Annotated in this window: 26 protein-coding genes; 4 read left to right on the top strand and 22 right to left on the bottom strand. The window is 72.7% G+C overall.

The window, feature by feature from the left end:
- Positions 1-575: 575 nt before the first annotated feature.
- Positions 576-1,868, bottom strand: a complete 1,293-nt coding sequence (gene tyrS / locus ABZU46_RS15025; RefSeq protein ID WP_354857887.1) for a tyrosine--tRNA ligase — start codon at positions 1,866-1,868, stop codon at positions 576-578.
- A gap of 106 nt (positions 1,869-1,974) precedes the next feature.
- On the opposite strand from tyrS, the gene ABZU46_RS15020 reads away from it, so the two are divergent.
- A complete protein-coding gene (locus ABZU46_RS15020) occupies positions 1,975-2,358 on the top strand; it encodes a PaaI family thioesterase (protein WP_354857884.1) in 384 nt (127 codons plus the stop codon).
- 60 nt (positions 2,359-2,418) lie between these two features.
- Here ABZU46_RS15020 and ABZU46_RS15015 read toward each other — a convergent pair whose 3' ends face one another.
- The 3 genes from ABZU46_RS15015 to ABZU46_RS15005 form a co-directional block, all read right to left on the bottom strand.
- Positions 2,419-3,762 carry a hemolysin family protein gene (locus tag ABZU46_RS15015; RefSeq protein ID WP_354857877.1) on the bottom strand — a complete coding sequence of 448 codons (1,344 nt, stop codon included), beginning with the start codon at positions 3,760-3,762 and terminating at the stop codon, positions 2,419-2,421.
- A gap of 125 nt (positions 3,763-3,887) precedes the next feature.
- Positions 3,888-4,529 (bottom strand): hypothetical protein, encoded by a 642-nt coding sequence (locus ABZU46_RS15010; RefSeq protein ID WP_354857874.1) that lies wholly within the window; start codon positions 4,527-4,529, stop codon positions 3,888-3,890.
- A 9-nt stretch (positions 4,530-4,538) separates the two neighbouring features.
- Positions 4,539-5,039, bottom strand: coding sequence for a GNAT family N-acetyltransferase (locus tag ABZU46_RS15005; protein WP_354857872.1), 501 nt, complete (start codon positions 5,037-5,039; stop codon positions 4,539-4,541).
- Positions 5,040-5,166: 127 nt separating this feature from the next.
- Between ABZU46_RS15005 and ABZU46_RS15000 the strand changes: the two genes are divergently transcribed.
- Positions 5,167-6,054, top strand: coding sequence for a universal stress protein (locus ABZU46_RS15000; RefSeq protein WP_354857882.1), 888 nt, complete (start codon positions 5,167-5,169; stop codon positions 6,052-6,054).
- Here the strand turns inward: ABZU46_RS15000 and ABZU46_RS14995 are convergent.
- The 5 genes from ABZU46_RS14995 to ABZU46_RS14975 all read right to left on the bottom strand — a co-directional run bounded on the left by ABZU46_RS14995 (position 5,984) and on the right by ABZU46_RS14975 (position 10,036).
- Positions 5,984-6,682 carry an FMN reductase gene (locus ABZU46_RS14995; RefSeq protein ID WP_354857870.1) on the bottom strand — a complete coding sequence of 233 codons (699 nt, stop codon included), beginning with the start codon at positions 6,680-6,682 and terminating at the stop codon, positions 5,984-5,986. The genes ABZU46_RS15000 and ABZU46_RS14995 overlap by 71 nt on opposite strands.
- On the bottom strand, positions 6,679-7,821 hold the full coding sequence (locus ABZU46_RS14990; RefSeq protein ID WP_354857867.1) for an LLM class flavin-dependent oxidoreductase: 1,143 nt from the start codon (positions 7,819-7,821) through the stop codon (positions 6,679-6,681). Before ABZU46_RS14990 ends, ABZU46_RS14995 begins: the two co-directional genes overlap by 4 nt.
- A gap of 122 nt (positions 7,822-7,943) precedes the next feature.
- A complete protein-coding gene (locus ABZU46_RS14985) occupies positions 7,944-8,219 on the bottom strand; it encodes a ubiquitin-like small modifier protein 1 (protein ID WP_007458463.1) in 276 nt (91 codons plus the stop codon).
- On the bottom strand, positions 8,220-9,305 hold the full coding sequence (locus ABZU46_RS14980; protein WP_354857865.1) for an exo-alpha-sialidase: 1,086 nt from the start codon (positions 9,303-9,305) through the stop codon (positions 8,220-8,222).
- An 89-nt stretch (positions 9,306-9,394) separates the two neighbouring features.
- A complete protein-coding gene (locus tag ABZU46_RS14975) occupies positions 9,395-10,036 on the bottom strand; it encodes a DNA-3-methyladenine glycosylase (protein ID WP_354857863.1) in 642 nt (213 codons plus the stop codon).
- 93 nt (positions 10,037-10,129) lie between these two features.
- Between ABZU46_RS14975 and ABZU46_RS14970 the strand changes: the two genes are divergently transcribed.
- The gene (locus tag ABZU46_RS14970) at positions 10,130-10,555 is read left to right on the top strand and encodes a DNA-binding protein (RefSeq protein ID WP_354857861.1); all 426 of its coding nucleotides are present in this window, start codon (positions 10,130-10,132) and stop codon (positions 10,553-10,555) included.
- A gap of 115 nt (positions 10,556-10,670) precedes the next feature.
- Positions 10,671-11,024 (top strand): MmcQ/YjbR family DNA-binding protein, encoded by a 354-nt coding sequence (locus ABZU46_RS14965; protein ID WP_354857859.1) that lies wholly within the window; start codon positions 10,671-10,673, stop codon positions 11,022-11,024.
- Positions 11,025-11,067: 43 nt separating this feature from the next.
- Here ABZU46_RS14965 and argH read toward each other — a convergent pair whose 3' ends face one another.
- The 13 genes from argH to pheS form a co-directional block, all read right to left on the bottom strand.
- Positions 11,068-12,531, bottom strand: a complete 1,464-nt coding sequence (gene argH, locus ABZU46_RS14960) for an argininosuccinate lyase (protein ID WP_354857880.1) — start codon at positions 12,529-12,531, stop codon at positions 11,068-11,070.
- A 17-nt stretch (positions 12,532-12,548) separates the two neighbouring features.
- Positions 12,549-13,751 (bottom strand): argininosuccinate synthase, encoded by a 1,203-nt coding sequence (locus ABZU46_RS14955; protein ID WP_354857857.1) that lies wholly within the window; start codon positions 13,749-13,751, stop codon positions 12,549-12,551.
- On the bottom strand, positions 13,748-14,260 hold the full coding sequence (locus ABZU46_RS14950; protein WP_354857854.1) for an arginine repressor: 513 nt from the start codon (positions 14,258-14,260) through the stop codon (positions 13,748-13,750). Before ABZU46_RS14950 ends, ABZU46_RS14955 begins: the two co-directional genes overlap by 4 nt.
- The gene (argF, locus tag ABZU46_RS14945) at positions 14,257-15,192 is read right to left on the bottom strand and encodes an ornithine carbamoyltransferase (RefSeq protein ID WP_354857852.1); all 936 of its coding nucleotides are present in this window, start codon (positions 15,190-15,192) and stop codon (positions 14,257-14,259) included. Before argF ends, ABZU46_RS14950 begins: the two co-directional genes overlap by 4 nt.
- Positions 15,189-16,406, bottom strand: a complete 1,218-nt coding sequence (locus tag ABZU46_RS14940) for an acetylornithine transaminase (RefSeq protein ID WP_354857849.1) — start codon at positions 16,404-16,406, stop codon at positions 15,189-15,191. Before ABZU46_RS14940 ends, argF begins: the two co-directional genes overlap by 4 nt.
- A complete protein-coding gene (gene argB / locus ABZU46_RS14935; RefSeq protein ID WP_354857847.1) occupies positions 16,403-17,308 on the bottom strand; it encodes an acetylglutamate kinase in 906 nt (301 codons plus the stop codon). Before argB ends, ABZU46_RS14940 begins: the two co-directional genes overlap by 4 nt.
- The gene (argJ, locus tag ABZU46_RS14930) at positions 17,305-18,477 is read right to left on the bottom strand and encodes a bifunctional glutamate N-acetyltransferase/amino-acid acetyltransferase ArgJ (protein ID WP_354857844.1); all 1,173 of its coding nucleotides are present in this window, start codon (positions 18,475-18,477) and stop codon (positions 17,305-17,307) included. Before argJ ends, argB begins: the two co-directional genes overlap by 4 nt.
- Positions 18,474-19,475 carry an N-acetyl-gamma-glutamyl-phosphate reductase gene (gene argC / locus ABZU46_RS14925; RefSeq protein WP_354857842.1) on the bottom strand — a complete coding sequence of 334 codons (1,002 nt, stop codon included), beginning with the start codon at positions 19,473-19,475 and terminating at the stop codon, positions 18,474-18,476. The genes argJ and argC overlap by 4 nt, the downstream gene beginning before the upstream one ends.
- Before the next feature lie 167 nt (positions 19,476-19,642).
- Positions 19,643-20,668 (bottom strand): NAD-dependent epimerase/dehydratase family protein, encoded by a 1,026-nt coding sequence (locus ABZU46_RS14920; protein WP_354857840.1) that lies wholly within the window; start codon positions 20,666-20,668, stop codon positions 19,643-19,645.
- Positions 20,669-20,676: 8 nt separating this feature from the next.
- Entirely contained in the window at positions 20,677-21,471 is a 795-nt protein-coding gene (locus ABZU46_RS14915; RefSeq protein WP_354857837.1) for a glycosyltransferase family 2 protein, read from the bottom strand.
- Positions 21,468-22,679 carry a nucleotide sugar dehydrogenase gene (locus ABZU46_RS14910; RefSeq protein ID WP_354857834.1) on the bottom strand — a complete coding sequence of 404 codons (1,212 nt, stop codon included), beginning with the start codon at positions 22,677-22,679 and terminating at the stop codon, positions 21,468-21,470. The genes ABZU46_RS14915 and ABZU46_RS14910 overlap by 4 nt, the downstream gene beginning before the upstream one ends.
- 275 nt (positions 22,680-22,954) lie before the next feature.
- Complete coding sequence (gene pheT, locus ABZU46_RS14905; RefSeq protein ID WP_354857831.1) at positions 22,955-25,501, bottom strand: phenylalanine--tRNA ligase subunit beta; 2,547 nt, start codon at positions 25,499-25,501, stop codon at positions 22,955-22,957.
- Positions 25,502-25,541: 40 nt separating this feature from the next.
- Positions 25,542-26,621, bottom strand: a complete 1,080-nt coding sequence (gene pheS, locus ABZU46_RS14900) for a phenylalanine--tRNA ligase subunit alpha (protein ID WP_354857829.1) — start codon at positions 26,619-26,621, stop codon at positions 25,542-25,544.
- Positions 26,622-26,700: the final 79 nt, after the last annotated feature.

The raw sequence follows: 26,700 nt of genomic DNA, 5'->3' as shown, positions 1-26,700 counted from the left end.
AAGGCTCGACCAATCCGGGGTATAAATCATAATTGGCACTGGCTTTACAAGCACCCTGTTGAGTTCTCAAAGAACAACCACACACCGATCAGAAGACCCAACCAGTGGGCCACCATCCCGGGGCTTTTCGTACCGGTGCTCGGCGCTTTCCAGCGCCAGGCACTTTTACTACGTTACCCGCTGGTTTCTGCCGTGTCAAACCGGTGTTTCGCGGTTCGTCGTGCTTCAACCCGTGTTGCGGGCACCATGTCTCGACCGGCTTGCGCCGCTCTCGTCACGGTGGTGGCAGGCCGGCCGCAGCGGTTTCCCGCTTGCTCGCCCGTTTCCCTGCCGGCTGACTACTTTACCCGGTCGGTTCCGCCGCACCAAATCCGCCTCGCGGCGTTTTCCGTGGGCACCACCCGGCGGGATCCGGCCGGCGAACCCGCCTGACCCCGAAGTCGTCGCCGCGCTCCGGCCGCTTCAGGCTTTCGCCTGTTTCGTCCGTTCCGCGCTGGCAGAGAGAAAGTTACGCGTCCGGCCCGATGATCGTCAAATCTGCCGGACGCGTCCCCCGTCACATCGTCGACAACCGACTATTCGCCCAGCTCAACGCCTGCGAACGACCGCTTTCCCCGGCGCAGCACCAGGTACCGACCGTGCAGCAGGTCGTCCCTGGACACCGTGGCGTCCACCTCGGTCACCCGGTTGTTGTTCACGTAGGCGCCGCCCTCGGCGATCACGCGCCGCGCCTCCTTGAGCCCCGTCGCCAGCCCGGAGTCCCGCAGGAGACCCGCCACGTCCGGCAGCTCGCCAGGGATACGCACCAGACCGGCCTCGGTCAGCGCCGCGCGCAGCGTCTCCGGGGCCAGATCGTCAAGCGAACCGCGCCCGAACAGCGCCTGGCTGGCGGCGACCGCCTGCCGGGTCTCCTCGGCGCCGTGCACCAGGGTGGTCAACTCCTCGGCCAGCGCCCGCTGGGCCAGCCGGGCTGCCGGCCGCTCGGCCGTCGCCTTCGCCAGCTCCTCCAGCTCGTCCCGGGAGCGGAAGCTGAAGTACCGCAGGTAGCGGTCGACCTCTCGGTCGTCGACGTTGAGCCAGAACTGGTAGAAGGCGTACGGGCTGGTCATGGTCGGGTCGAGCCAGACGGCGCCGCCCTCGGTCTTGCCGAACTTCGTGCCGTCGGCCTTGGTGACCAGCGGCGTGGTGAACGCCTGGACCGGCCCCGCGCCGCGCCGCCGGATGTAGTCGACGCCGGCGGTGATGTTGCCCCACTGGTCGGACCCACCGAACTGAAGTTGGCAGCCGTAGCGGCGGTGCAGCTCGAAGAAGTCGTTGGCCTGCAGCAGCTGGTAGCTGAACTCGGTGAAGCTGATGCCCGTCTCCAGCCGCGCGCGCACCACCTCCCGGGCGAGCATCTTGTTGACCGGGAAGTGCTTGCCCACGTCGCGGAGGAACTCGACGACCGACATCTCGCCGGTCCAGTCGAGGTTGTTGACCAGCTGGGCCGCGTTCTCACCCGTGTACGACACGAAGGGCGCGAGCTGCTCGCGGATCCGCTCGACCCAGCCGGCGATCACCTCCGGCGGGTTGAGCGTCCGCTCGGCGCTCTCCTTCGGGTCGCCGATCTGCCCGGTCGCCCCGCCCACCAGCAGCAACGGGCGGTGACCCGCGAGTTGCAGACGGCGGGCCGTGATGACCTGCATGAGCGAGCCGACGTGCAGGCTCTGCGCGGTGGGGTCGAAGCCCACGTAATAGGTGGTGGCCTCCCCGCCGTCGAGCAGCTCGCGCAGCTCGTCGAGGCCGGTCGAGTCCTGGATCAGGCCACGCCAGAGCAGGTCGTCGGTCAGGGAGTACCGCCCGGGCGGCGGGAGGCTGCTGTCGGTCACGGTCACCAATTCTCCCCCATCGCCGGCTCCGACCCGTACCGGGTTTGACGCAACCCGCTCCGGCTAGGCTTGCGCCCCGTTGATCGAGGAGGGGTTCGCCGTGGAGATGCCGGATCTGACGGGTGGTTTCGTCGCCCTGCTCGGCCTGAAATTCGAGGAGGCCACCGCCGACCGGGTGGTCATCAGCTGGCAGGTCCGCCCGGAGCTGCACCAGCCGTTCGGCATCCAGCACGGCGGGGTGTACTGCTCGGTGGTGGAGACCGCGGCCAGCATCGGGGGGGCGCTCTGGCTGGCCGACCGGGGCACGGTGGTCGGGGTGTCGAACCAGACCGATTTCCTGCGGGCCGTCCGCGACGGCGAGCTGCGGGCGGTCGGCACCCCGGTGCACCGGGGTCGCAGCCAGCAGCTCTGGCAGGTGGAGATCAGCGACGCCGACGAGCGGCTGGTCGCCCGTGGTCAGGTCCGGCTGCAGAACCTCTCCCGCGACTGACCGTCGGGCTCGAACGGGCCCGGCCGCGGCAGCGTCGCGCGGCCGCTCACCCGGGGACGGTCAGTTGCGGGCCTCGTCCAGCACCGGCTCGATCGCCTGGTCGGCGTCGTCATCGTTGTCGTCGCCGTCCTCGGCGGGGACCTGGCTCAGACGTACCTCGGTGATGGCCCGGTGGTCGATGCCCGCCACCGTCAGCACCCAGCCGTCCAGGCTCACGTCCTCCCCGGCCACGGTGGGGATGTGCCCGAGGCGGGCCAGCACCAGCCCGGCGACTGTGGTGTAGTCGCCGGCCGGGCGCGAGGGCAGCTCGACGCCGATGTCCGTGAGGTCGTGCACCGGGAAGGTGCCGGGCAGCACCATCGCGCCGTCCGGCTCGCGGCGCACCGAGTAGCCGTCCCGGTCGGTCTCGTCGTAGATCTCCCCGACGATCTCCTCCAGGATGTCCTCCAGCGTCACGATGCCGTCGACGGCGCCGCGCTCGTCCACGACCAGCGCGATGTGCTGGCGCTCGGCCTTGAACTGCCGCAGCGCGTCCACCACCGGCAGCGAGTCGGGCAGCAGCATCGGCGGGCGGGCGATCTCGTCGACCGGGCGGTCGTCGGGCACGCCGACCAGGTCACGCAGGTGGATCACACCGGCGGTGTCGTCCAGGCCGCCGTGGCGCACCACCGGCGCCCGGGAGTGCCCGGTGGCGGCCAGCACCAGCCGCGCGGCCTCCGCGGTGGTTCCGCTGTCGAGCGTGAACACCCGCAACCGGGGTACGAGCACAGCCCGCAACCGCCGGTCGGCGATCTCCACGGCGCCCGCGATGATCGTGCGCTGCTCCTTGGTGAAGCCGTGGTTGCCGGCGACGATGTCGCGCAGCTCGTCCGGGCCGATCTCCTCCGGCTGGTGCTTCGGGTTGAGCCCGACCAGGCGTACGACCAGGTCGCTGGTGGCGCCGAGGGCCCAGACGGCCGGGCGGGTGAGACTGGCGAGCAGGTCGAGCGGGCGGGCCACCAGCAGCGCCCACCGCTCGGCGGACTGCATGGCGATCCGCTTGGGGGCCAGCTCGCCGAAGACCAGGGTGACGAAGGTCAGCGCGAGGGTCACCACCACGATCGCCACCGTCTCGGCGGCGCTCCCGAACACCCCGAGCAGCGGAACGAGGGGCTTGGCCAGGGAGACAGCCGCGGCGGCGGAGGCCAGGAAGCCGGCGAGGGTGATGCCGATCTGGATGGTGGCCAGGAAGCGGTTCGGGTCCTTGGCGAGCCGGGCCAGCACCCGTCCCGCCCGGCTGGTGCGCTCCAACCGCTGGATCTGGCTGTCCCGCAGCGACACCAGCGCCATCTCACTGCCGGCGAAGAGCGCGTTGATGACGACCAGGATCCCGACCAGGGCCAGTTGGCTCCCGTAGCTCTGCACGCCCGGTTCGCTCCCTCACGGTGGTGGCACCGGCCGTACGCACGGCGCCCGCCGGTCGGCTAGCCCGCCCGGCGTACGCGCTTCTGTGCCCCGTGCGGCCGCGGCCGAATCCTGCTCCCGCGACGCTACGCCGAATCGGTCGCCGGTGACGCGGGCAGGTCGAGCACGTACGAGTCGCCCTGGGGGCGGAACCCGAGCCGGTGGTAGTAGGGGGCGACCATACCGGGCGGGCTGACCACCCGGTGGAAGCCCCGCTCGGTGAAGAGGCGGCTGCGCCGGTAGACGAACTCGCCGGGGGTGAAGTCGCGGAACTTCGGGGTCACGTAGTCCAGGTCGATCTGGGCGACCCCGCGCGCCTCGGCGTGCGACAGCACCACCCCGACCACCTCGTCAGCGGTGACCACGAGGAAGGCCGACCGGTCGGTGGCGGCCGGGTCCCAGTGGAAGTCGGGGTTGAACCGGGCGATGTCCGGCGCGTGGATCCGCAGCGTGTGCGCCAGGAACTGGTCGCCGACGCCGACCTCCACCACCTGGTAGGTCTGCTCGTCGTGGCGGGTCGCCAGCATCCCCCGCAGGTACCAGATGTTGATCACCGCGAGGACGATGTTGAGCCCGACCATGGGCCAGACCTCAAGGGCGGCGTTGTAGCCGATCAGCACGACGCAGCCGACGAGGTTGAGCGCGCGCAGCCGCAGGATGCGCGACTGCAGCAGCGACCACACCAGCACCGCGGAGCCGGCCCAGCCGACCAGATCCAACCAGTTCACCCCGCGAGACTAGTGCCCGCCCAGGTCAGGGGCGTCGGCGGGCAGCTCCAGCAGCCACTCCTCGACCTCGGCCCCGCGCCCGTTGGCGTACCCCGAATCCTCGCCGACCACGACGAACCCGCACTTGCGCAGCACCGCGAGGGAGGCGGCGTTGTCCTTGGCGGCGCGGGCGCGCACCGGCCGGGGCAGCTCGCGCAGCAGGGCGGCGAGGGCCGCGGTGGCGTGGCCCCGGCCCCAGCGGGCCGGGTCGATCCAGTAGCTGACCTCGGTCTGGTCGTCGACCGGGAAGGCGCTGACGTAACCGACCACCTCGCCGTCGGCCTCGATGGTGCGGACCCGGTTCGCCGGGTTGGTGAGCACCCGCGCCCAGTGCCGGGCGAACTCGCGGTGGTCGGACGGGTCCTTGGGGCCGAACCCGGCCATCCGGTTCGCCTCGGGGTCCTGCTGGTGCAGGAAGAACTCCACGAGGTCGTCCTCGTGGACCGGCCGCAGCCGCACATCGGAGGTCATCCGGCGAGGGTACGCAGCGCCGGTGACAGTTCGGAGCCGCCGGCGCGTCGACGGCCGACCGCCGACCGGCGCGTTCGGCGTCACCGCGGGCCCCGCGCCGCCGACAATGAGTCGACCGACCCTGGGAGTGCCGATGGACCGACCTGTCGTCGTGGGTGTGGACGGATCGCCGTCCAGCCTCGTCGCCGCCGAGCACGGGGCCTACGCCGCCCTGCTCCGGTCCCGGCCGCTGCTCCTGGTGCACGGTTACCTGCACCCGCTCGGCTACGGCGTGCCCCTCAACCCGTACGACCTCGGGGTGCCGGCGCCCACCGACCAGGCGCGGAAGATGCTGGAGCGGACGGCTGCCGACCTGGCCGACCGGTGGCCCGGCCTGGCCGTCGAGGCCCGTCAGGTCGCCGGCGGCCCCGGCGCGACGATGGTCGAGGAGTCCCGACGGGCGGATCTCGTCGTGGTGGGCAGCCGCGGTCTGGGCGGGTTCGCGGGTCTGCTGCTCGGTTCGGTCGGCGCGCAGGTGGCCGCGCACGCGCACTGCCCGGTGCTGGTGGTCCGACCGGACGAGCAGCCGATCGACGCGGACGCGCCGGTGCTGGTCGGCGTGGACGGGTCCGAGTCGTCCCGACTGGCCGTGGGCTACGGCGCCACCGAGGCGGCGCTACGAGACGTCCCGCTGGTGCTCGCGCACGTCGGCCCGCTGGACGGGGACCGGCCGGTGCCGGACGAGGTCGACGAGGCGCAGGCCGCGTACCAGGCCGAGGCGGTGCGGCTGTTGGCCGAGGCGTCCGCGGCCGTCCGGACCGGGCATCCCGATCTGGTGGTGCGGGAGCACCCGGTCCGGGCGGCCGGCGCGGCCCCGGGGCTCATCGAGGCCAGCGGCACGGCGTCGCTGCTGGTCGTGGGCACCCGAGGCCGGCACGGCTTCGCCGGTCTGCTGCTCGGCTCGGTCAGCCAGGCTGCGATTCAGCACGCGCGCTGCCCGGTGCTTGTCGCGCACCCGTACGACCCTCCGAGGTGACCGGCGCGTCGTCGCCCCCGCCGAGCATCTGCAGGAAGTCGGTGGTGAGGGCGAACGGGTCGGCGGGGCCGCTGGCGGGCAGCCGGCGCTCGACCTGGTCGGCCAACTCGCCGGCGGCGCGACGGATGCGGCCGCGCAGGGCGCCGTCGGCGGTCCCACCGGACCAGTCCTCCGGGGCGGCGAAGACGGAGGTGGGGACCACCACCGCCCGCAGGTAGCTGAACATCGGGCGGAGGGCGTGCTCCAGGGCGAGGGAGTGCCGGGCGGTGCCGCCGGTGGCCCCGATGAGCACCGGACGGTCGACGAGCGAGTCGGCCTCCAGCACGTCGAAGAAGGACTTGAACAGCCCGTTGTACGACGCGTTGAAGATCGGCGTCACGGCGATGATGCCGTCCGCCCCGGTCACCACGTCGATGGCCTCGCGCAGGCCGGCCGGCGGGAACCCGGTGAGCATGTTGTTGACCACGTCGTGGGCGTACTCGCGCAGGTCGACGACCCGCAGCTCCACCTCGGCGCCGCGCCGGATTAGCTCGTCGCGGGTCGCCCCGGCGAGCTGGTCGGCGAGCAGCCGGGTGGACGAGGGCTGGCTCAGCCCCGCCGAGACGACGGCGAGCGTACGGCGGGTCATCGGGTCGCCCCCTCCGGCGCCTTGCCCGTCACGTCGTCGACGGCGTGCACGGTGCTGTCCTTCACGCCACCGGCCGCGGCGACCAGCGAGGCGTGGGTGGGCGCCTCCGGCACGTGCGCCGGGCTCAGGGCGGCGAACTCCTTGCGCAGCACCGGCACGACCTCCTCGCCGAGCAGGTCGAGCTGCTCCAGCACCGTCTTGAGCGGCAGGCCCGCGTGGTCCATCAGGAACAGCTGCCGCTGGTAGTCGCCGACGTACTCGCGGAAGCCGAGGGTGCGGTCGATGACCTGCTGCGGGCTGCCCACGGTCAGCGGGGTCTCCCGGGTGAACTCCTCCAGTGACGGCCCGTGCCCGTAGACCGGGGCGTTGTCGAAGTACGGCCGGAACTCCCGGACCGCGGCCTGCGAGTTGCGCCGCATGAACACCTGGCCGCCGAGGCCGACGATGGCCTGGTCGGCGGTGCCGTGGCCGTAGTGCGCGTACCGCTGGCGGTAGAGCTCGACCATCCGCTGGGTGTGCTCCTTGGGCCAGAAGATGTGGTTGGCGAAGAAGCCGTCGCCGTAGTACGCGGCCTGCTCGGCGATCTCGGGGCTGCGGATCGAGCCGTGCCAGACGAACGGCGGCACACCGTCGAGCGGGCGCGGCGTCGAGGTGAAGGACTGCAGCGGGGTGCGGTACTTGCCCTTCCAGTCGACCACGTCCTCGCGCCACAGCCGGTGCAGCAGGTCGTAGTTCTCGATCGCGAGGGGGATGCCGGCGCGGATGTCCTTGCCGAACCACGGGTACACCGGGCCGGTGTTGCCGCGGCCCATCATCAGGTCCACCCGGCCGTCGGACAGGTGCTGGAGCATCGCGTAGTCCTCGGCGATCTTCACCGGGTCGTTGGTGGTGATCAGCGTGGTCGCGGTGGACAGCAGCAGCCGTTCGGTGCGAGCCGCGATGTGACCGAGCATGGTGGTCGGGGACGAGGGGACGAACGGCGGGTTGTGGTGCTCACCGGCGGCGAAGACGTCGAGCCCGACCTCTTCGGCCTTCAGCGCGATGGCAACCATCGCCTTGATCCGCTCATGCTCGGTCGGCTCCCGACCGGTGGTCGGATCGACCGTGACGTCACCGACGGTGAAGACTCCGAACTGCATGACAGCTCCTCGCGTGTCAACCGGGTGCCGTCGTAGTACCCGGACGCAGCCCACAACTTATTTGACAAGTCAACTATTCCGTCGGCGGCCTACCTGGCAGTGGCGCCGGTCACCCGCGGGAATCAGCCCCCGGCGACCGAGGGGAGCACCTGCACCTGGGCGCCCTCGCCGACCGGTGTGGCCAGCCCGCCGGAGTGCCGGCAGTCCTCCCCGTCGACGTAGACGTTGACGTAGCGGCGCAGCTCGCCGCGCTCGTCGCGGATCCGCCGAGCCAGCCGGGGATGATCGGCGGCGAGCTCGTCGAGGACCGCCCCCAGGGTGCCGCCCGCGTCGACACTGAGCCGGCTGGCGCCGCCGGCCTCGCCGCGCAGCGGGCCGGGCAACAGCACGGTGACCACTCAGACCACCGCCGCCCGGACGCACAGCACGTCGGGCAGGTGCGCGGCCACCTGCGACCAGGAGTCGCCCTCGTCCCGGCTGGCGTAGACCTCGCCGGAGCGGGTGCCGAAGTAGACGCCGCCAGGTGTGGCGTCGTCCGCGCACATCGCGTCGCGCAGCACCGCCGGATAGAACGGGCCCTCGGGCAGGCCCACCGACAGCGGCTCCCACTTGGCGCCGGCGTCGGCGGAGCGGAACACCCGGCAGCGGTGGTCGGTGGGGAACCGCTCGACGTCGGCCACCAGCGGGAACGTCCACACCATCCCGGGCCGCCCGGGGTGCGACACCATCGGGAAGCCGAAGTCGCTGGGCAGCCCGTCGGCGATCGACGACCAGGTGCGGCCGTCGTCGTCGGAGCGGTAGACGCCGAAGTGGTTTTGCGCGTACAGCCGCTCGGGGTTGCCGGCGTCCCGCGCGACCTTGTGCACGCACTGGCCGAACTCCGGCCACTCGTCGGCCAGGCCGGCGGCGCGGATGCCCACGTTGCCCGGAGCCCAGCTCGCCCCGGCGTCCTGCGAGCGGTAGACGCCGCCGGTGGACATGGCGACCAGCACCCGGGCCGGGTCGCGCGGGTGGGGCAGCACGGTGTGCACGGCCTGGCCACCGAACCCGGCCTGCCAGTGCGGGCGGTGCGGGTGGTCCCAGAGGGCGCGGACCAGCTCGAAGCTGCGGCCACCGTCGGTGGAGCGAAACAGCGCCGACGGCTCGGTGCCGGCCCAGACCACGTCCGGCTCGTCGGCGCCGCCCGGCATCAGCTGCCAGACCCGCCCCAGGGTCGCGCCGGTGTCGGCCGGGAACGCGACCGGCGCGTGGTCGGGCTCGTCCCAGGACGCGCCGAGGTCGTCGCTGGTCGCGACGCTGGGCCCGAAGTGCGAGCTGGTCACCCCGGCGAGCAGCCGCGGGGTGGCCCGGCGGGTGTCGAGCGCGACCGCGTAGACGCTCGTCCCCGGGTGGTGCGGGCCGCTGACCTCCCAGGTGCGCCGGTCATCGGTGCTGGTGGCGAGGAACAACCCCTTCGCGGTGCCGATCGCGAGCAGCGTTGGCATGGACGTCCTCCGAGCCGTCGGTGGGCAGGTGGGGTGATTATGGCCACACCCCCCGACAGATCCCGCCGGCCACACGCCGGAAGCCGCGCTCAGCGCCGGACGCGGGGCACGTGTCGCCGGTACGCGCTGACCGTCGGATCGCCGTCGAGCCAGAACCGCCAGGGCAGATCGTGCGCGCCGGTCACGCCGACCCGGGGCCCCGCCACCACCGTCTCGTCCGGCACCGGCCGAACCGGCGGACGCAACCGGACCGGACCGTCGCCGAGCAGGTACGCGCCGTACGCCGCGCGGTCGATGCCGAGCGTGGCGCAGAGCCGGGCCGGCCCCCGGGCCAGGTCCACGTCCCGCCGTACCGCCGGCCGGCGAGCCCGCGCGGTGTCCAGGCCCTCGACCACCGCACCGGCGCGCAGCAGCACGGCGGCGGCCTCCCCCTCGACCCCGGTGACCACGTTCATGCACCAGTGCATCCCGTAGGTGAAGTAGACGTAGGCGTGCCCGGCGGGGCCGAACATCACCACGTTGCGCGCGGTGCGGCCCCGGTGGGCGTGCGAGGCCGGGTCACCGGCCGTGCCGGCGTACGCCTCGACCTCGGTGATCCGGACGGTGACCCCGCCGGCGGACAGCCGGCAGCCCAGCAGGCCCCGCGCGGCCGGCAGCAGTGGACCGGCGAGCAGGCCGGCCAGCGCCCCCCGGTCGGCGTCGGTGCTGCGGTCGTCCGGCGCGAGCTCCATGACCCGAACGGTACCCAGCGGCAATCTGATCACCCCGTCGCCGCGTTTCAACAATCTGTTGACAAGGTCACGTTGATGGGGTGTGCTCGGAGCATGACCACCGAGGAGCTGTTCACCGCGCCCGACCCGGCCCGGGCCCGCGCCCACCGCACCCACGAGGCGCTGCAACGGATCAGCGAACGCCACGCCGGCTCCGATGCCCGACGGGGACGCTGGGCCCACCCGTACGTGCTGGACCCGTGGGAGGCGGTGGCTCTGGTCACCGCCCTCGCCGCCGGCGGCGCCGAGCGGGAGCCCACCGAGGAACCGGTGGACGCCGCAGACCTCACCGCCGCGCTGACCCTGCTGCCGCACGTGCGCGCCGAGCTGGACGCCCTGGAGGCGGGGCTGCTGACGCTGGCCCGCGACCGGGGGCTGACCTGGCAGTCCATCGCGTACGGGCTGGGGCTGGGCAGCGCGCAGGCGGCCCGGCAGCGCTACGAGCGGGTCGCCGCCCGCTCGGCCGAGCAGATCGCCTGAGCCACCGGACACGACGCGACCGGCTGACCCCAGACGACCGGGCGGGCGGATCGGCCGGGCACCCCCGCGGCGGCGGCCGGGGCGGGCAGACTGTGCGCACGACGAGGAGGCACCCATGGAACGCGCGGAGATGCTGACGTACTGCCTGGCGAAGCCGGGAGCGTGGCTGGACCGGCCGTGGGAGGGCGACGAGGTGGTGAAGGTGGGCAGCCGGATCTTCGCGTTCCTCGGCAACGGCGACGGAAGGCCCACGGTCGGCATCAAGTGCGGCCAGACCCGGGAGATCGCCGACGAGTGGCTGCGCCGCCACCCCGACGACGCTCGCCCGATGGCCTACATCGGCCGGTCCGGCTGGAACACCCTGCGCCTCGACGGCGGGATCGACGGCGACGAGCTGACCGAGGCGGTCGACGCGTCGTACGACATGGTGGTGGCCAAGCTCCCCAAGCGGGAGCGCCCGACGGCCTGAACCGACAGTGGCGCCGGCGGCTCGCGCCGACGCCACGGCGAGGTCAGCGGGGTACGACCCGCTCGGTGGCCCAGTCCCGCCAGCCGGCCAGCCGGTCCGCGGCGGCGGCGAGCTGGTCGGCGACCGGGCCGGGGCCGGTCGAGCCGGGGGTGGTCCGGGCCGCGAGGGCCGACCGCACCGAGAGCACGTCGCGCACCGACGGGTCGAGGTGTTCGCTGACCGCGGCCAGGTCGGCGTCGGAGACGTCCTCCAGCTCACACTCCCGGGCCGCACAGAGCGCCACCAGCCGACCGGTGATCTCGTGCGCGTCGCGGAACGGCACGTTGCGCCGGACCAGCCAGTCGGCGACCTCGGTGGCCAGCGAGAAGCCGACCGGGGCAGCGGCGACGAGGCGGTCCACCCGGACCGTCATCGTGGAGATCATTCCCGCCAGGGCCGGCAGCAGCAGCTCCAGGGTGTCGACCGCGTCGAACGCGGGCTCCTTGTCCTCCTGCATGTCCCGGTCGTACGTCATCGGCAGGCCCTTGAGCATGGTCAGCACCGTCATCAGGCCGCCGACCAGCCGCCCGGACTTGCCCCGGGCCAGCTCGGCGATGTCCGCGTTCTTCTTCTGCGGCATGATCGACGAACCGGTCGCGAATGCGTCGTCCAGCTCCACCCAGCCGAACTCGTGTGAGGTCCAGAGCACCACCTCCTCACCGAGGCGGGACAGGTGCACCCCGATCAGCGCGGTGGTGAAGAGGAACTCGGCCACGAAGTCCCGGTCGGCGACCGCGTCCATCGAGTTGGCGAACGACGTCCGGAAGCCCAGCTCCTTGGCCACGGCCACCGGGTCCAACGGAAGCCCGGACCCGGCGAGCGCGCCCGCGCCGAGCGGGCTGATCGCCGCCCGGTGGTCCCAGTCACGCAGCCGCTCCAGGTCGCGCAGCAGCGGCTGCACGTGGGCGAGCAGCCAGTGCCCGAAGGTGACCGGCTGGGCGTGCTGGAGGTGGGTCATGCCGGGCGCGGCGGTGCCGATGTGCCGTTCGGCCTGCTCGGTGAGCGCCTCGGCCAGCTCGACGAGGCGGCTGGCCACCCCCCGCGCGTGGTCACGCAGGTAGAGCCGCAGGTCGGTGGCGACCTGGTCGTTGCGCGACCGGCCGGCGCGCAGCTTGCCGCCGAGGCTGCCCAGGCGCTCCAACAGGCCCCGCTCCAACGCGGTGTGCACGTCCTCGTCGTCGACTGTGGGCCGGAACGCCCCCGAGGCACAGGCCGCCTCCAGGTCGTCCAGGGCCGCCAGGATCCGGCCCAGCTCCTCCGGGTCGAGCAGGCCGGCGCCGGCGAGGACCCGGGCGTGCGCCCGGGAACCAGCGATGTCGTACGGGGCCAGGCGCCAGTCGAACTGCACGCTCACCGACAGTCGGGCGAGCGCCTCCGCGGGGCCGCCGGCGAACCGGCCACCCCACAGGCTCGTCCGGTTGGTGCCGGCGCTGTTCTCGGTGAGGCTCTTGTCGTCCACGCCGCCCATTGTGGTCCCCATGGTCGTCAGCCACCCAGCCGGGCGTCGCGGGCCGCGGCCATCCGACTCGGAAGGCCCCACAGCTGCACGAAGCCCTTCGCGAGGGACTGGTCGAAGGTGTCGCCGGTGTCGTAGGTGGCCAGTCCGAAGTCGTAGAGGCTCTCCTCGGAGCGCCGGCCGGTGACGGTGGCCCGGCCGCCGTGCAGGGTCATCCGCACCTCGCCGCTCACGTGCCGCTGCGCGTCGTCGATGAACGCGTCAAGCGAGTCCTTCAACGGCGAGAACCACAGGCCGTCGTAGACCAGCTCACCCCAGCGCTGGTCCACGCTCTTCTTGAACCGGGCCAGGTCCCGCTCGACGGTCACCGCCTCCAACTCTTGGTGGGCGGTGATCAGCGCGATCGCGCCGGGCGCCTCGTACACCTCACGGCTCTTGATGCCCACGAGGCGGTCCTCGACCATGTCGAGCCGGCCCACGCCCTGGGCGCCCGCGCGCCGGTTCAGCTCCAGGATCGCCTGGTACGGGGTGACGGTCTCGCCGTCGATCGCCACCGGCACGCCGCCGTCGAAGGTGATCACGATCTCGTCGGCGTCGCGGGGCTCCGCCGGGTCGTCGGTGTACGAGTAGAGGTCCTCGATCGGGGCGTTCCAGATGTCCTCCAGGAAGCCCGTCTCCACGGCGCGGCCCCACAGGTTCTGGTCGATCGAGTACGGGGACTTCGCCGACACGTCGATCGGCAGCCCCTTCTCCTCGGCGAACGCGATCGCCTTGTCCCGGGTCCAGGCGAAGTCGCGGGCCGGGGCGATGATCTTCAGCTCGGGGGCGAGCGCGCCCAGGCCCACCTCGAATCGGACCTGGTCGTTGCCCTTGCCGGTGCAGCCGTGCGAGACGATCGTCCCGCCGTGCTTGCGCGCCGCCGCCACCAGGTGCTTGACGATCAGCGGCCGGGACAGCGCCGACACCAGCGGGTAACGGTCCATGTAGAGGGCGTTCGCCCGGATGGCCGGCACGCAGTAGTCGGCGGCGAACTCGTCGCGCGCGTCGACGACCTCGGACTCGGCGGCGCCGCAGTCCAGGGCGCGCTGCCGGATGGCGTCGAGGTCCTCCCCGCCCTGCCCGACGTCGACCGCCACCGCGATCACCTCGGCGCCGGTCTGCTCGGCCAGGTAGGGAATCGCCACGGAGGTGTCCAACCCCCCGGAGTACGCGAGGACGACCCGCTCGGTCATGCCGTGGTCCCTTCAACGGTGTCGTCCCGGCGGGCCCAGCCGGCGAGCTTGTCACCGAGCGCGGCCCCGCCGACGGCCTCGCGGGCCACGACGAGGATGGTGTCGTCGCCGGCGATGGTGCCGACGATCTCGGGCAGGCCCGCCCGGTCCAACGCGCTGGCCAGGTACTGTGCTGCGCCCGGCGGGGTGCGCAGCACGGCGATGTTGCCGCTGGCGTCCACGCCGTTGAGCAGTTCCCGCAGCAACCGCACCAGCCGGGCCGGCGCCGCCTCGGCGTCGCGCAGCGGGCGCTGGCCGTCCTCGGGGATCAGGTAGACGGCCGGACCGTCGCCGCCGCGCACCTTGACCGCGCCCAACTCCTCCAGGTCCCGCGAGAGGGTGGCCTGGGTGACCCCGACGCCGTCGGCGGCGAGCAGGTCGGCCAGTTCGGTCTGCGACCGCACGGGCCGGTCCCGGATCAGCTCCACGATCCGGGCGTGCCGGGCGGCGCGGGTCAGCGGGGCGCTCATCGCGTCGTCCCGGACGCCGCGAGCAGGAACGTCAGCAGCGCCTTCTGGGCGTGCAGCCGGTTCTCCGCCTGGTCGAAGACCGCGCTCTGCGGGCCGTCGAGCACCTCGTCGGTGATCTCCTCGCCCCGGTGGGCGGGCAGGCAGTGCAGCACGATCGCGTCCGGTGCGGCCTGGCCGAGCAGCTTCTTGTTGACCTGGTACGGCAGGAACGGGGTGACCCGGTCCAGTCCGTCGGCCTCCTGCCCCATCGACGTCCACGTGTCGGTGGCCAGCACGTCGGCGTCGCGGACCGCCTGGGCCGGGTCGGTCAGCACCCGTACCGACCCGCCCGTGCCGGCGGCGATCTCGGCGGCCTGCCGCACCACCGCCGCGGCCGGCGCGAACCCGGCCGGGCCGGCGATCCGCACGTGCATCCCGGCCGTCGCCCCGGCCAGCAGGTACGACTGCGCCATGTTGTTGGCGCCGTCGCCCACGTAGGTGAGGGTGCGGCCGGCCGTGCCGCCGCAGCGCTCCCGGATGGTGAGCAGGTCGGCCAGCAGCTGGCAGGGGTGGAAACCGTCGGTGAGCGCGTTGATCACCGGGACGCTCGCGCCGCTCGCCACCTCGGCGATCCGGTCGTCGCCGTGGGTGCGCAGGACGATGGCCGCGACGTAGCGCGACAGCACCCGGCCGGCGTCCGCGAGCGTCTCGCCCCGACCGAAGTGGGTGACCTGGGTGTCCACGACCAAGGGGTGCCCGCCCAGCTCGGCGATGCCGGCGTCGAACGAGATCCGGGTGCGCAGGCTCTGCTTGTCGAAGAGCACCGCCACCGAGCGGGGGCCGGCCAGCGGCTGGTGGCCGAAGCGGTCGGCCTTCATCCGCGCCGCCAGGTCGAGCACGCTGGACTGCTCGGCGGGCGAGAGGTCGTCGTCGCGCAGAAAGTGCCGGATCATGCGGTCGTCCCCGTCGTCGTGGTGGTGGTCGGCGCCCGGTCGGTTCCAGCGGCCGACGCGTCCAGAGCCGCCGGGAGCGCGGCGAGGAAGGCGTCGACCTGGGCGGCGGTGAGGATCAGCGGCGGGGCGAGCCGGAGTACGCCCGGCTGCACCGCGTTGACCAGGAAGCCGGCGTCTCGCAGCGTCTCGGCGAGCACCGGCGCCGCCGGCGCGGTGAGGGTCACGCCGAGCAGCAGCCCGGCCCCGCGTACGCCGTCGATCAGCGGGTGGCCCAGCGCCTCGACGCCCCGGCGCAGCCGTTCGCCGACGCGCTTGACGTGGTCGAGCAGCCCCTCGTTGGCGATCGTGGCCACCACGGCGAGCGCGGCGGCGCAGCTCACCGGGTTGCCGCCGAAGGTGGTGCCGTGCGAGCCGGGGGTGAGCAGGTCGGCGGCACGGCCGAAGGCCAGCGTCGCGCCGAGCGGCAGCCCGCCACCCAACCCCTTGGCCAGGGTCACCACATCGGGCTCCACACCCTCGGCCTGGTGGGCGAACCAGTGCCCGGTGCGGCCGATGCCGGTCTGCACCTCGTCGAGCACCAGCAGCGCGCCGTGCCGGTCGGTGATCCGCCGCGCCGCCGCCAGGTAACCGGCCGGCGGGACGACCACGCCGTTCTCGCCCTGGATGGGCTCCAGGATGACCATGGCGGTGGCGTCGGTGACCGCCGCCTCGAGGGCGGCGACGTCGCCGAAGTCGACGTGGGTCACCTCGCCGGGCAGCGGCCGGAACGGGTCGGCCTTGGCGGGCTGGCCGGTCAGCGCGAGGGCGCCCATGGTGCGACCGTGGAAGGCGCCGTTGGTGGCGACCACGTGGCTGCGCCCGGTGCGCCGGGACAGCTTGAACGCGGCCTCGTTCGCCTCCGCTCCGGAGTTGGCGAAGAAGACCCGGCCGGGCCGGCCGGCGAGCGCCAGCAGCAGCTCCGCGAGGGCGACCGGCGGCTCGGCGACGTAGAGGTTGGAGACGTGCCCGAGCGTCGCGACCTGCTTGGACACCGCCGCCACCACCGCCGGGTGGGCGTGACCGAGGGCGTTGACAGCGATCCCGCCGACCAGGTCCAGGTATTCCCGACCCGCGTCGTCGACCACCACGGCCCCCGCGCCGGAGACCAGCGCCAGCGGCGGCGTGCCGTAGTTGTCCATCATGGACTGCGTCCAGCGTTGCAGCAGGCTGCTCATGCCCCGACCATCCCGTCCTGAAGCACCACCATCGTTCCGAACCCCTCCGAGGTGAAGACCTCCAGCAGCGTGGAGTGCGCCACCCGGCCGTCGACGACGTGCGCAGCGGGCACTCCCCCGCGCACCGCCCGCAGGCAGGCCTCCATCTTCGGCACCATCCCCGACTCGAGACCGGGCAGCAGCTTGGCCAGGTCGTCCGCGGTGATCTCGGAGATCAGGCTGGTGGTGTCCGGCCAGTCCGCGTACAGGCCGGCCACGTCGGTGAGCACGACCAACTTGCGGGCCCGCAACGCGACGGCGAGGGCGGCGGCGGCGGTGTCCGCGTTGAGGTTGTGCAGGACCCCGTCGGCGTCCGGCGCGACAGTGGAGATCACCGGGATCCGACCGGCGTCGATGAGGTCGGTCACCGCCGACACATCCACCGACTCGACGTCGCCGACCTGGCCGACGTCGACCGGCAGCCCGTCCACGTACGCGGGGCGGCGCACCGCGGTGAACAGCCGGGCGTCCTCGCCGGAGAGCCCGACGGCGAACGGACCGTGCGAGTTGATCAGCCCGACCAGCTCCCGGCCCACCTGCCCGACCAGCACCATCCGGACCACGTCCATCGCCTCGGCGGTCGTCACCCGCAGGCCGCCCCGGAACTCGCTGGCGATGCCGAGCCGGCCCAGCATGGCCGAGATCTGCGGGCCGCCGCCGTGCACCACGACGGGCTTCAGACCGGCGTACCGCAGGAACACCATGTCGGCAGCGAACGCCCGTTGCAGCGCCGACTCGGTCATGGCGTTGCCGCCGTACTTGACCACCACTGTGGAGCCGGAGAAACGCGCCAGCCAGGGCAGGGCCTCGATCAGCGTCTCCGCCTTGACCTGGGCGCGGGTGAGATCGCCGCTGAGACTCATGTCGAATACGCCGAGTTCTCGTGCACGTACGCGTGGGACAGGTCGTTGGTCCAGATCGTCGCCACCGCGTCGCCGGCGTGCAGGTCGATCCGGATCGTCACGTCCCGGCCGGTGAGGTCGACCTTCGAGCGGTCCTCGGCGGCAGCGCCGCCCCGGCACACCCACACCCCGTTGACGGCGACGTCCACCTCGTCCGGCTCGAAGGCGGCGGCCGTCGTGCCGACCGCCGCGAGGATCCGGCCCCAGTTCGGGTCGTTGCCGAACAACGCCGTCTTGACCAGGTTGTTGCGGGCCACCGAGCGGCCCACCTCGACGGCGTCGTCCTCGTCGGCGGCGCCGACCACGTCGATGGCGACCTGCTTGGTCGCGCCCTCGGCGTCGGCGATGAGCTGCTGTGCCAGGTCGTGACAGGCCGTCGTGACCGCGGCGGCCAGCTCGTCCAGGGTCGGCTCGATGCCGCTCGCGCCGCTCGACAGCAGCAGCACGGTGTCGTTGGTGGACATGCAGCCGTCGGAGTCGACCCGGTCGAAGGTCACCCGGGTGGCCGCGCGCAGCGCCTCATCCAGCAGAGCCGGCCCGGCCACCGCGTCGGTGGTGAGCACGCACAGCATGGTGGCCATGCCCGGCGCGAGCATCCCGGCGCCCTTGGCCATCCCGCCGACCGTCCAACCGCTGCCGCGCGCGACAGTGGTCTTCGGCCGGGTGTCGGTGGTCATGATCGCCTCGGCGGCGGCCGGACCGCCGTCGCGCGACAGACCCCGGATGGCCGTACGGACCCCGGGCAGCAGCTTCGACATCGGCAGTCGCTCACCGATCAGGCCGGTGGAGCAGACCGCCACCTCGCCGGCGCCGAGGAGGAGCCGCGGGCTGACCGCGCTCAACGCGGAGGCGGTGTGCTCGGCAGTGGCGTGGGTGTCCTGGAAGCCGGCCGGACCGGTGCAGGCGTTGGCGCCACCGGAGTTGAGCACGACCGCCCGGACGACACCGCCCTGCACGACCTGCTGGCTCCAGCGCACCGGCGCGGCCTTGACCCGGTTGGTGGTGAAGACACCGGCGACACCGGCGTCCGGGCCGTCGTTGACCACCAGGGCGACGTCGGCGCCACCGCTGGCCTTCAGACCGGCGGCCACCCCGGCCGCCCGGAAACCCCGAGGGGCGGTGACGCTCATGGTGCGACTCCCCAGATCGACAGGCCCGTCGTCTCCGGCAGGCCGAACATCAGGTTGGCGTTCTGCACGGCCTGACCGGCCGCGCCCTTGCCGAGGTTGTCCAGTGCGCTGAGCACGATCAGCCGACCCGAGTCGACGTCGACGGTGGCCTGCAGGTGGCACGAGTTGGAACCCAGGGTGGCGGCGGTGTGCGGCCAGCGCCCCTCCGCCAGCACGTGCACGAACGGCGCGTCCGCGTACGCCTGCGCCAGCACCTGCTGCGGGTCGACGCCGCGCGCCGGTACGGCGGTGACCGTGGCCAGGATGCCGCGCGGCATCGGCGCGAGGACCGGCGTGAACGACAGACCGGTCGCCCCGGTCGCCTGCTTGATCTCGGGCACGTGCTGGTGGGTGCCGACCCGGTACGGCGACAGGTCCCCCTGCACCTCGCTGGCCAGCAGGTGCGGCTTCGCCGCGCGGCCCGCGCCGGAGGTGCCCGAGGCGGCGACCACCACGACGTCGGCGGGGCTGGCAGCCCCGTCGGCGAGCAGCGGCGCGAGCGCCAGGGTGATCGCGGCGGCATAGCAGCCGGTGTTCGCCACCCGGGTCGAGCCGGCGATCAGCTCCCGCTGGCCGGGCAGCTCGGGCAGCCCGTAGGTCCACTGGCCGGCGTGCGTGCCGCCGTAGTACTGCGCCCAGGCGTACGGGTCGGCGAGCCGGTGGTCGGCGCCCAGGTCGACGATGCGCACCTCGGGCGGCAGGTGGGCCGCGAGGGCCGCCGACTCGCCGTGCGGCAGCGCCAGGAAGACCAGGTCGGCGTCGGCCAGGGTCGACGGGTCGGTCTCGCCGAGCACCAGGTCGAGCCCGGTGAGCTGCGGGTGCACCACGTCGACGCGGTGCCCGGCCTGGCGGTGCGCGGTGGCGGCGACCAGGTCGAACTCCGGGTGCCCGGCGACCAGGCGCAGCAGCTCGCCTCCGGCGTACCCGCTCGCTCCGGCGACCGCGACTCGGATCCCCATACTCACCTCCGCATGACTATGCAACGAAGGCTAGCAGCCCTGATCGAAGGGCTGCAAGTTCATGCAGTCCACTGCATGGCAATGATGCACGTGGCACCGACACACCTCCGGCCCGGTCGCGGGGCGACACGGGCCGGACGGCGGGGGACGAACACGGGACGCGACGGTCAGAGACGACCCTCCGCGACGGCCCGGCTCACCCAGGGGACGACCTCGTCGAGCATCGCGTCCAGCGACGTGGTCGCGGTGAACCCGAGCACCTCACGGGCCTTGGTGACGTCCGGCACGCGCTTCTGCACGTCGTAGCGGAACGGCTCATCGGAGACGTACCGGAACGGCACGTCCGGGCCCTTGATCTTGTGCCAGATCAGCTCTGCCAACTCGAGCACGCTGGTGGACTCCGCTGTCGACAGGTTGAAGTCCTCGTTGCGGGCGGCCGGGTGCTCGATCGCGGTGGCGATCCCCCGGGCCAGGTCGCCGCCGTACGTGTAGTGGCGCACCTGGTTGCCCGCACCGAGGATGTGCAGCGGGTCCTGCCCCTTGACGATCTTCTGCACCAGGTCCGGCACGACGTGCGACATGGCCAGCTTCACGTTGCCCGAGAGCACCTCTGCCTGGCCGAGCGCCCGCCCCTCGCCCACGCCCACGCAGTTGAACGGCCGGACGATGGTGTACGGCACCTGGTACTGCTCCCAGGCGGCGCGGGCGTAGTACTCCACGGCCAGCTTCTGGAACCCGTACGACGACAGTGGCGGTGGGACTCGCCGCTCGTCGCCCTCCCGGCTCGGCCACTGCTCGGTCGACTCGTAGACCATCGAGGAGGAGAGATAGGTGACCTTGGACAGCTGCCCGTCCCGGTGCGCACGGATCGCCGCGTCGCACGTCGCCGCCATGATCCGCTCGTTGGTGGCGAGCAGATCGTAGGCGTACGCGTGGAAGTAGGAGATCCCGCCGATCATCGCCGCCCCGGCCACCAGGTGGTCGCAGCCGTTCAGCAGCTCGGTGAGCAGATCGACGTCGCGGGCGTCACCCTCGACGAAGCGATAGCGGGGATGGTCGTCATAGCTGTGGGTTACCGGCCCGTACTTGGAGAAGTTGTCGACCGCGACCACTTCGTGGCCCCGGTCCAACAGCTCCTCGACGAGGTAGCCGCCGATGAATCCGGCCGAACCAGTTACCAGGACCTTCGCCACGTGCGCTCCTAAGCGGTTTTCTCGTACTCGGTGCTGTTGTCCTGCGGGTCGCGCGGGGCCGGCACGGCCGCCGCGACGGTGCCCGCGGCGAGCTTCTCCCGGCTCAGCCGCCGACCGTAGGCGAAGAAGTACCAGCGCAGGTAACCGGGAAGGAACCGACCCAGGTCGAAGTGGGACTCGCCCAGCGGCCGGTCCAGCCAGATGGTCGGGATCTCGGCCACCGGCAGCCGCAGCCGGGTGGCCTTGGCCGTCAGCTCCAGGCCGATCTCGAACCCGGTCCGGGACTCGATGCCCACCTCCCGGACGAAGGCCGTGTCGTACGCCTTGAAGCTGTTGGTGGCGTCCCGGGTGCCGACCCGGGCGAAGGTGTAGAGGCTGCGCCCGGCCCACCGGGACATCATCCGCTTCAGCCGTGGCCCGCCCACCTGCTGCCCGCCCGGCATGTAGCGGGAGGCCGCGGCCACCACCACGCCCCGGTCCACCAGCCGGGCCAGCTCGTCGATCTGACGCGGGTCGTCGCAGCCGTCGGCCATGGTCACCACCACGACGGGGGCCTGGGCCGCGTCGACACCGAACCGGATCGCGTTCGCGGGCCCTCGGCCGTAGGTGTTGAGCACCGCCCGGACGCGCGGGTCCTGCCGGGCGATCTGCTCGGCGTACGGCACGGTGGTGTCCTCGGGCATGTCGTGCACGATGAGCACCTCGGCCGGAAGCAGCATCTCCCGCAGCATCCGCTCCAGGCAGCGGACGATCGCCTCGCCCTCGTTGTAGACCGGGACGACGACCGACACGCGTGGCGTCACACCCGCACCCCCTGTCCGGTCAGCCCCCACATGTCGATCAGTGGGGTGTCGGTCTCCAGTCGGGCGTACTGCTCGTGCGGCGCGGCGATGACCAGCAGGTCGGCCCGGCGCAGCACCTCGTCCAGGTCGACGAAGCGCTCGTCGGCCACGTACGGGTCGGTGCAGAGCGTCTCCCGGGTCTTCAGCGCCAGGATCTTGCGCAGCTTGTACGCCAGGCTCTCCCGCGGGTCGTCGCTGCCGCCCTTGAACGCCATACCGAGGATGCCGACCGTCATCTCGGACAGGTCGAACCGGTCCTCCAGACGGGACACCAGGTACAGCGGCAGCCCTTCGTTGATCAGCATGGCGGAGTGGCCGAGCACGAAGTTGTTCCGGTTGAACGCCGCGAGCTGCATGGTGTCCTTGAACAGGCACGGCCCGGCGGCGAAGCCGGGCATCGGCAGGTCCGCCGCGCGCGGATAGTCGTACGCCACCGCGTGCCGGATCCGGGCGAAGTCGAGGCCGAAGTCGTTGGCCATCATCCAGAACTGGTTGGCGGTGGCGAACTTGATGTAGCGCCAGGTGTTGGTGAAAAGCTTGGCCAGCTCCGCCTCCTCCGGCTCCAGTGGCACGATCTCCTCGGTGAGGTGCCGGAAGAGCTTCTCCGCGCGGGCCAGCGCCGTCGGCGTCCGGGCCGCCACGATCTGCGGCAGCGTGAACAGCTCGGTCATCGCCCGCCCCTCGGCGATCCGCTCCGGACAGAACGCCACGTCGGCGCGGATGCCCTTGCCGGCCAGCAGCTTCTCGGTCAGCGCGGTCACTCCCGGGTAGACGGTGCTGCGCAGCACCACGAGTTGCCCGTCGCGCAGGTGCTCGGCGCACCGCTCCAGGGCCCGGGGCACCGCGCCGAGGTCCGGGTTGAGGTGCTCGTCGACCGGCGTGCCGACCACCACCACCAGGTGCTCGGAACCGCCCACGCTGGCCGGGTCGGTGGTCGCCCGCAGCCGCCCGGCGGCGACCGCCTCGGCCAACGGGTCCGCGGCGCCGGGCTCGGCGAACGGGAGCCGGGCCGCGTTCACCGTGGCCACCGCGTCGGCGTTGATGTCGTACAGGACCACGGAGAGGCCACGGGCGGCGAAGGCGATGCCCAGAGGCAGACCCACCCGACCGCAGCCACCGACGATGCAGACGTCGGCCGTCGTGACCTGCGCGGCCCGATCCTCGGACATGGATCAACTCCCATGGGGGTGGTGGGGGTGTCTTCCGGTGGTCGCCGGAATTCAAGCAGGCTAACCGCTCGGAGGTGACTCGCGGGTAGCCGAACATGCCGAGGCCGGTGCCCTTTCGGCCGATAGCCCACATGGTGAACGGATCCGGTGACGCAGCGCGATTGGATGAGCCCCCTCAGGAACCGCGGCAGCAGGTGCCGGCGGGCCCAGCGCAGGCCGGCGGTGGCCACCGCGAGTACGGCGGCCACCGCGAGCTATCCCCGCACCGGGACCCCTCAGGCGCCGCGCAGGGTCGCGCCGAGGCGCTCCGCCGCGACGGCGACCGCCGCGTCCCGTGCCGCCACGGCCTCCTCGACGGTCAACGTCCGGTCCGGCGCCCGGAACGTCAGCTTGTACGCCAGCGACCGCCGCCCCTCGCCGAGCTGCGCGCCGGAGTACACGTCGAACAGCCGCACGTCCTCCAGCAGCTCCCCGGCGCCCGCCTCCAGCGCACGACGCACCTGCTCCGCCGGCACCGAGTCGTCCACCACCAGGGCCACGTCGATCAGCGCCGGCGGGAAGCCGGACACCGTCGGCGCGGGCGTCACCGGGGTCGGCGGCAGCGCATCGAGGTTCAGCTCCATAGCGCAGGTGCGGCGGGGCAGCTCCAGCGCCGCGACCACCACCGGGTGCAGCTCACCGGCGTGCCCGACGACCGTGCCGTCGACGCGCACCTCGGCGCAGCGGCCCGGGTGCCACGGCGCGTACTCGGCCGCCCGCACCTCCACCCGCTCGTCGGGGATCCCGGCGGCGTCGAGCACGTCACGGGCCGTCTCGATGGCGTCCGCCCAGCCGGCCGGTCGACCCGCGCCCCACCAGCCGGCCGGGTCGAGGTCGCCGGCGAGCACCGCCGCGACGTGCACCGGCTGCGCCGGCACCACGGCGTCGGCGGCGGCGAACTCCTCGTCAGTCGGTCGCCGGTCCACGCCCATCGCCGGCGGGCTGCCGGCGCCGGGACGCGGGTGGAAGACCGCGCCGATCTCGTAGAGGGCGAGGTCACGGTGACCCCGGCCGAGGTTGCGCTTGAGAATGCCGAGCAGCGGGCCGAGCAGCATGGTGCGCAGCAGCGGCTCCTCCTCCGACAACGGGTTGGCCAGCCGCACCGCGGGCCGGCGGGGGTCGTCGGCCGGCAGGCCGAGCTGGTCGGCCAGCTCCGGCGACACGAACGGGTGCGCGAGCACCTCCACGTACCCCCGCTCGGCCAGCGACACGGCCACGGCCCGGCGGCGACGCTGGCGCGGGGTCAGCCCGCGACCGGGCGGCGCGGTCGGCAGCACCGACGGGACCTTGTCGTACCCGTCGAGGCGGACGACCTCCTCGACCAGGTCGGCCGGGTCGGTCAGGTCGGGCCGCCAGCTCGGCGGGGTGACGCTCAGCGCCACGCCCGCGCCGCTGGCCGTGCCGACCGCGCCCGGGTCCTCGGACAACCGGTCCGCGCCCTGCGCGACCGTGCAGCCGACCTGCTCCAGCAGGGCGACGACCCGCGCCGGCGGGTACTCGACGCCGACCCGCCGGGTCGGCAGGTCCGCCGGCAGGGTGATCGGGGTACGCGGGCGGACGTGGTTGATGTCCAGGATCTCCGCGCTCGGGGTGCCGCCGCCGTGCTCGGTGAGCAGCTCAACGGCCCGCTCCAACGCGACCAGCGCAACGGCCGGGTCGACGCCCCGCTCCCAGCGCTTCGCGGCCTCGCTGAACAGCTTGTGCCGGCGGGCCGTGCGCCCGACCATCGCCGGGTCCCAGTGCGCCGCCTCGAAGAGCACTGTCGTGGTGCCGGGGACGACCTCGCTGGTCTCGCCACCCATCACCGCCGCGAGGGAGATCGGCCCGGTGTCGTCGCAGATCACCATGTCGTCGGCGGTGAGCACCCGGTTGACGCCGTCCAGGGTGGTCAGCTTCTCCCCCGGCTCGGCGCGGCGGACCACAAGCGGCCCGACGATCCGGTCGGCGTCGAAGGCGTGCATCGGCTGGCCCAGCTCCAGCATCACGTAGTTGGTGATGTCCACCGGCAGCGAGATGCTGCGGATGCCGGCGGTGACCAGTCGCTGGGCCATCCACGACGGGGTGGGCGCGGTCGGGTCGATGCCGCGGACCAGGCGGGCGGTGAACCGGTCGCAGCCGACCGTGTCGCGGACCTCCACCGGGTACGCCGGCGTCGGCGTGCCGCCCGGCGCGGGCGCCATCCCCGGGTCGCGCAGCGGCACGTCGAACGCGTGCGACAGCTCCCGGGCCAGGCCCCGCAGGCTCAGCGCGTACCCCCGGTCCGGGGTGATCTCCAGCTCGAGAACGACGTCATCGAGGCCGACGACGGGCCGCGCGTCGTCGCCGGGCTTGGCGGACACGTCCGGCGGCAGCACGATGATGCCGGAGTGGTCGTCGCCCAGGCCCAGCTCCTTCGCCGAGCAGATCATGCCGGCCGAGTTGTGCCCGTACGTCTTGCGGGCGCCGATGGCGAACCCGCCGGGCAGCACACCGCCGGGCAGGATCACCACCACCCGGTCACCGGGGGCGAAGTTGCGCGCCCCGCAGACGATCTCCTGCGGCTCGCCGGTGCCGTTGGCGGCGCCCACGTCGACCCGGCAGAAGCGGATCGGCTTCTTGAAGCCGGTCAGCTCCTCGATCTCGCGCACCTCGCCGACGACGAGCTGGCCGGTGACGCTCTCGCGCAGGTCCACGACGGACTCGACCTCGATGCCGAGGTTGACCAGGGCCTGCTCCAGGTCACCGGTGGGCAGGTCGGCGGGGAGGTCGACGTACTCCCGCAGCCAGCTGACAGAAACTCGCATGACTTCAGACCACCGTTCCCGTGTCTCGTACCCGCATCGCCTACGCCCCGGTGGAGAGCGCGCGGCTGAACCGCACGTCGCCCTCGAAGAGATGGCGGATGTCGCTGACCCCGTGCCGGACCATCAGGGTCCGGTCGATGCCCATGCCGAAGGCGAATCCGGAGTAGACCTCCGGGTCCACGCCGCAGGCGCGCAGCACCCGCGGGTTGACCATCCCGCAGCCACCCCACTCGACCCACTGCGGGCCATCGCGGTGCTCCGGGAACCACACGTCGAACTCCGCTGACGGCTCGGTGAACGGGAAGTAGTGCGGCCGCCACCGGGTCTTCGCCTCCGGGCCGAACATGGCCCGCGCGAAGTGGTCCAGCGTGCCCCGCAGGTGCGCCATCGTGATGCCCTTGTCGACCACCAGGCCCTCGGCCTGGTGGAACACCGGGCTGTGCGTGGCGTCGATCTCGTCGGTGCGGTAGACGCGGCCGGGCACGATCACGTAGATCGGTGGCTTGCGGCTGAGCATGGTGCGGGTCTGCACCGTCGACGTGTGCGTGCGCAGAACAAGGCCCGAGCCCGCGGAGCCATCGGCGGGTGCGATGTGGAACGTGTCCATCAGCCCGCGTGCCGGGTGGTCGGCGGGGATGTTCAACGCGTCGAAGTTGACCCACTCCAGGTCGACCTCGGGCCCCTCGGCCACCTCGTAGCCCATCCCGACGAACAGGTCGCTGATCGACTCCATCAGGACGCTCAGCGGATGCCGGGCCCCGCGCGGACGCCTGTTGAAGGGCAGCGTGACGTCCACCCGCTCCTCGACCAGCACCCGCTCGGCCTGCTCGCGCTCCACCACCTCGGCGCGGTCGGCGTACGCGGCTTCGATCGCCCGGCGGGCCTCGTTGACCCGCTTACCGGCGTCGGACTTCGCGGCCGGCGGCAGCGCGCCGATCTCGCGGCGCGCGAGGGAGACCGGCGACCGGTCCCCCAGGTGCGCCGAACGCAGCGCGGTCAGCGCGTCCGGATCGGCGGCGGCCGTGAACGCCTTCGTGGCGTCGGCGACGGCCTCGTCCAGGGCGGCCGGGTCGAGCAGGGCGACCTGCTTCGGGTCGTACGGATCGTTGCGGTAGCTCATGGCGTACGGGCACTCCCTCACGGCGGCGCCAGCCCTCATCGGGGCGGCTAGGCGAGTCTACGGACGCGCGGCTGTGCCG

This window comes from Micromonospora sp. NPDC005197 (assembly GCF_040608295.1).
Lineage (GTDB): Bacteria > Actinomycetota > Actinomycetes > Mycobacteriales > Micromonosporaceae > Micromonospora.
This window is presented reverse-complemented; position numbering and strand designations above follow the sequence as displayed.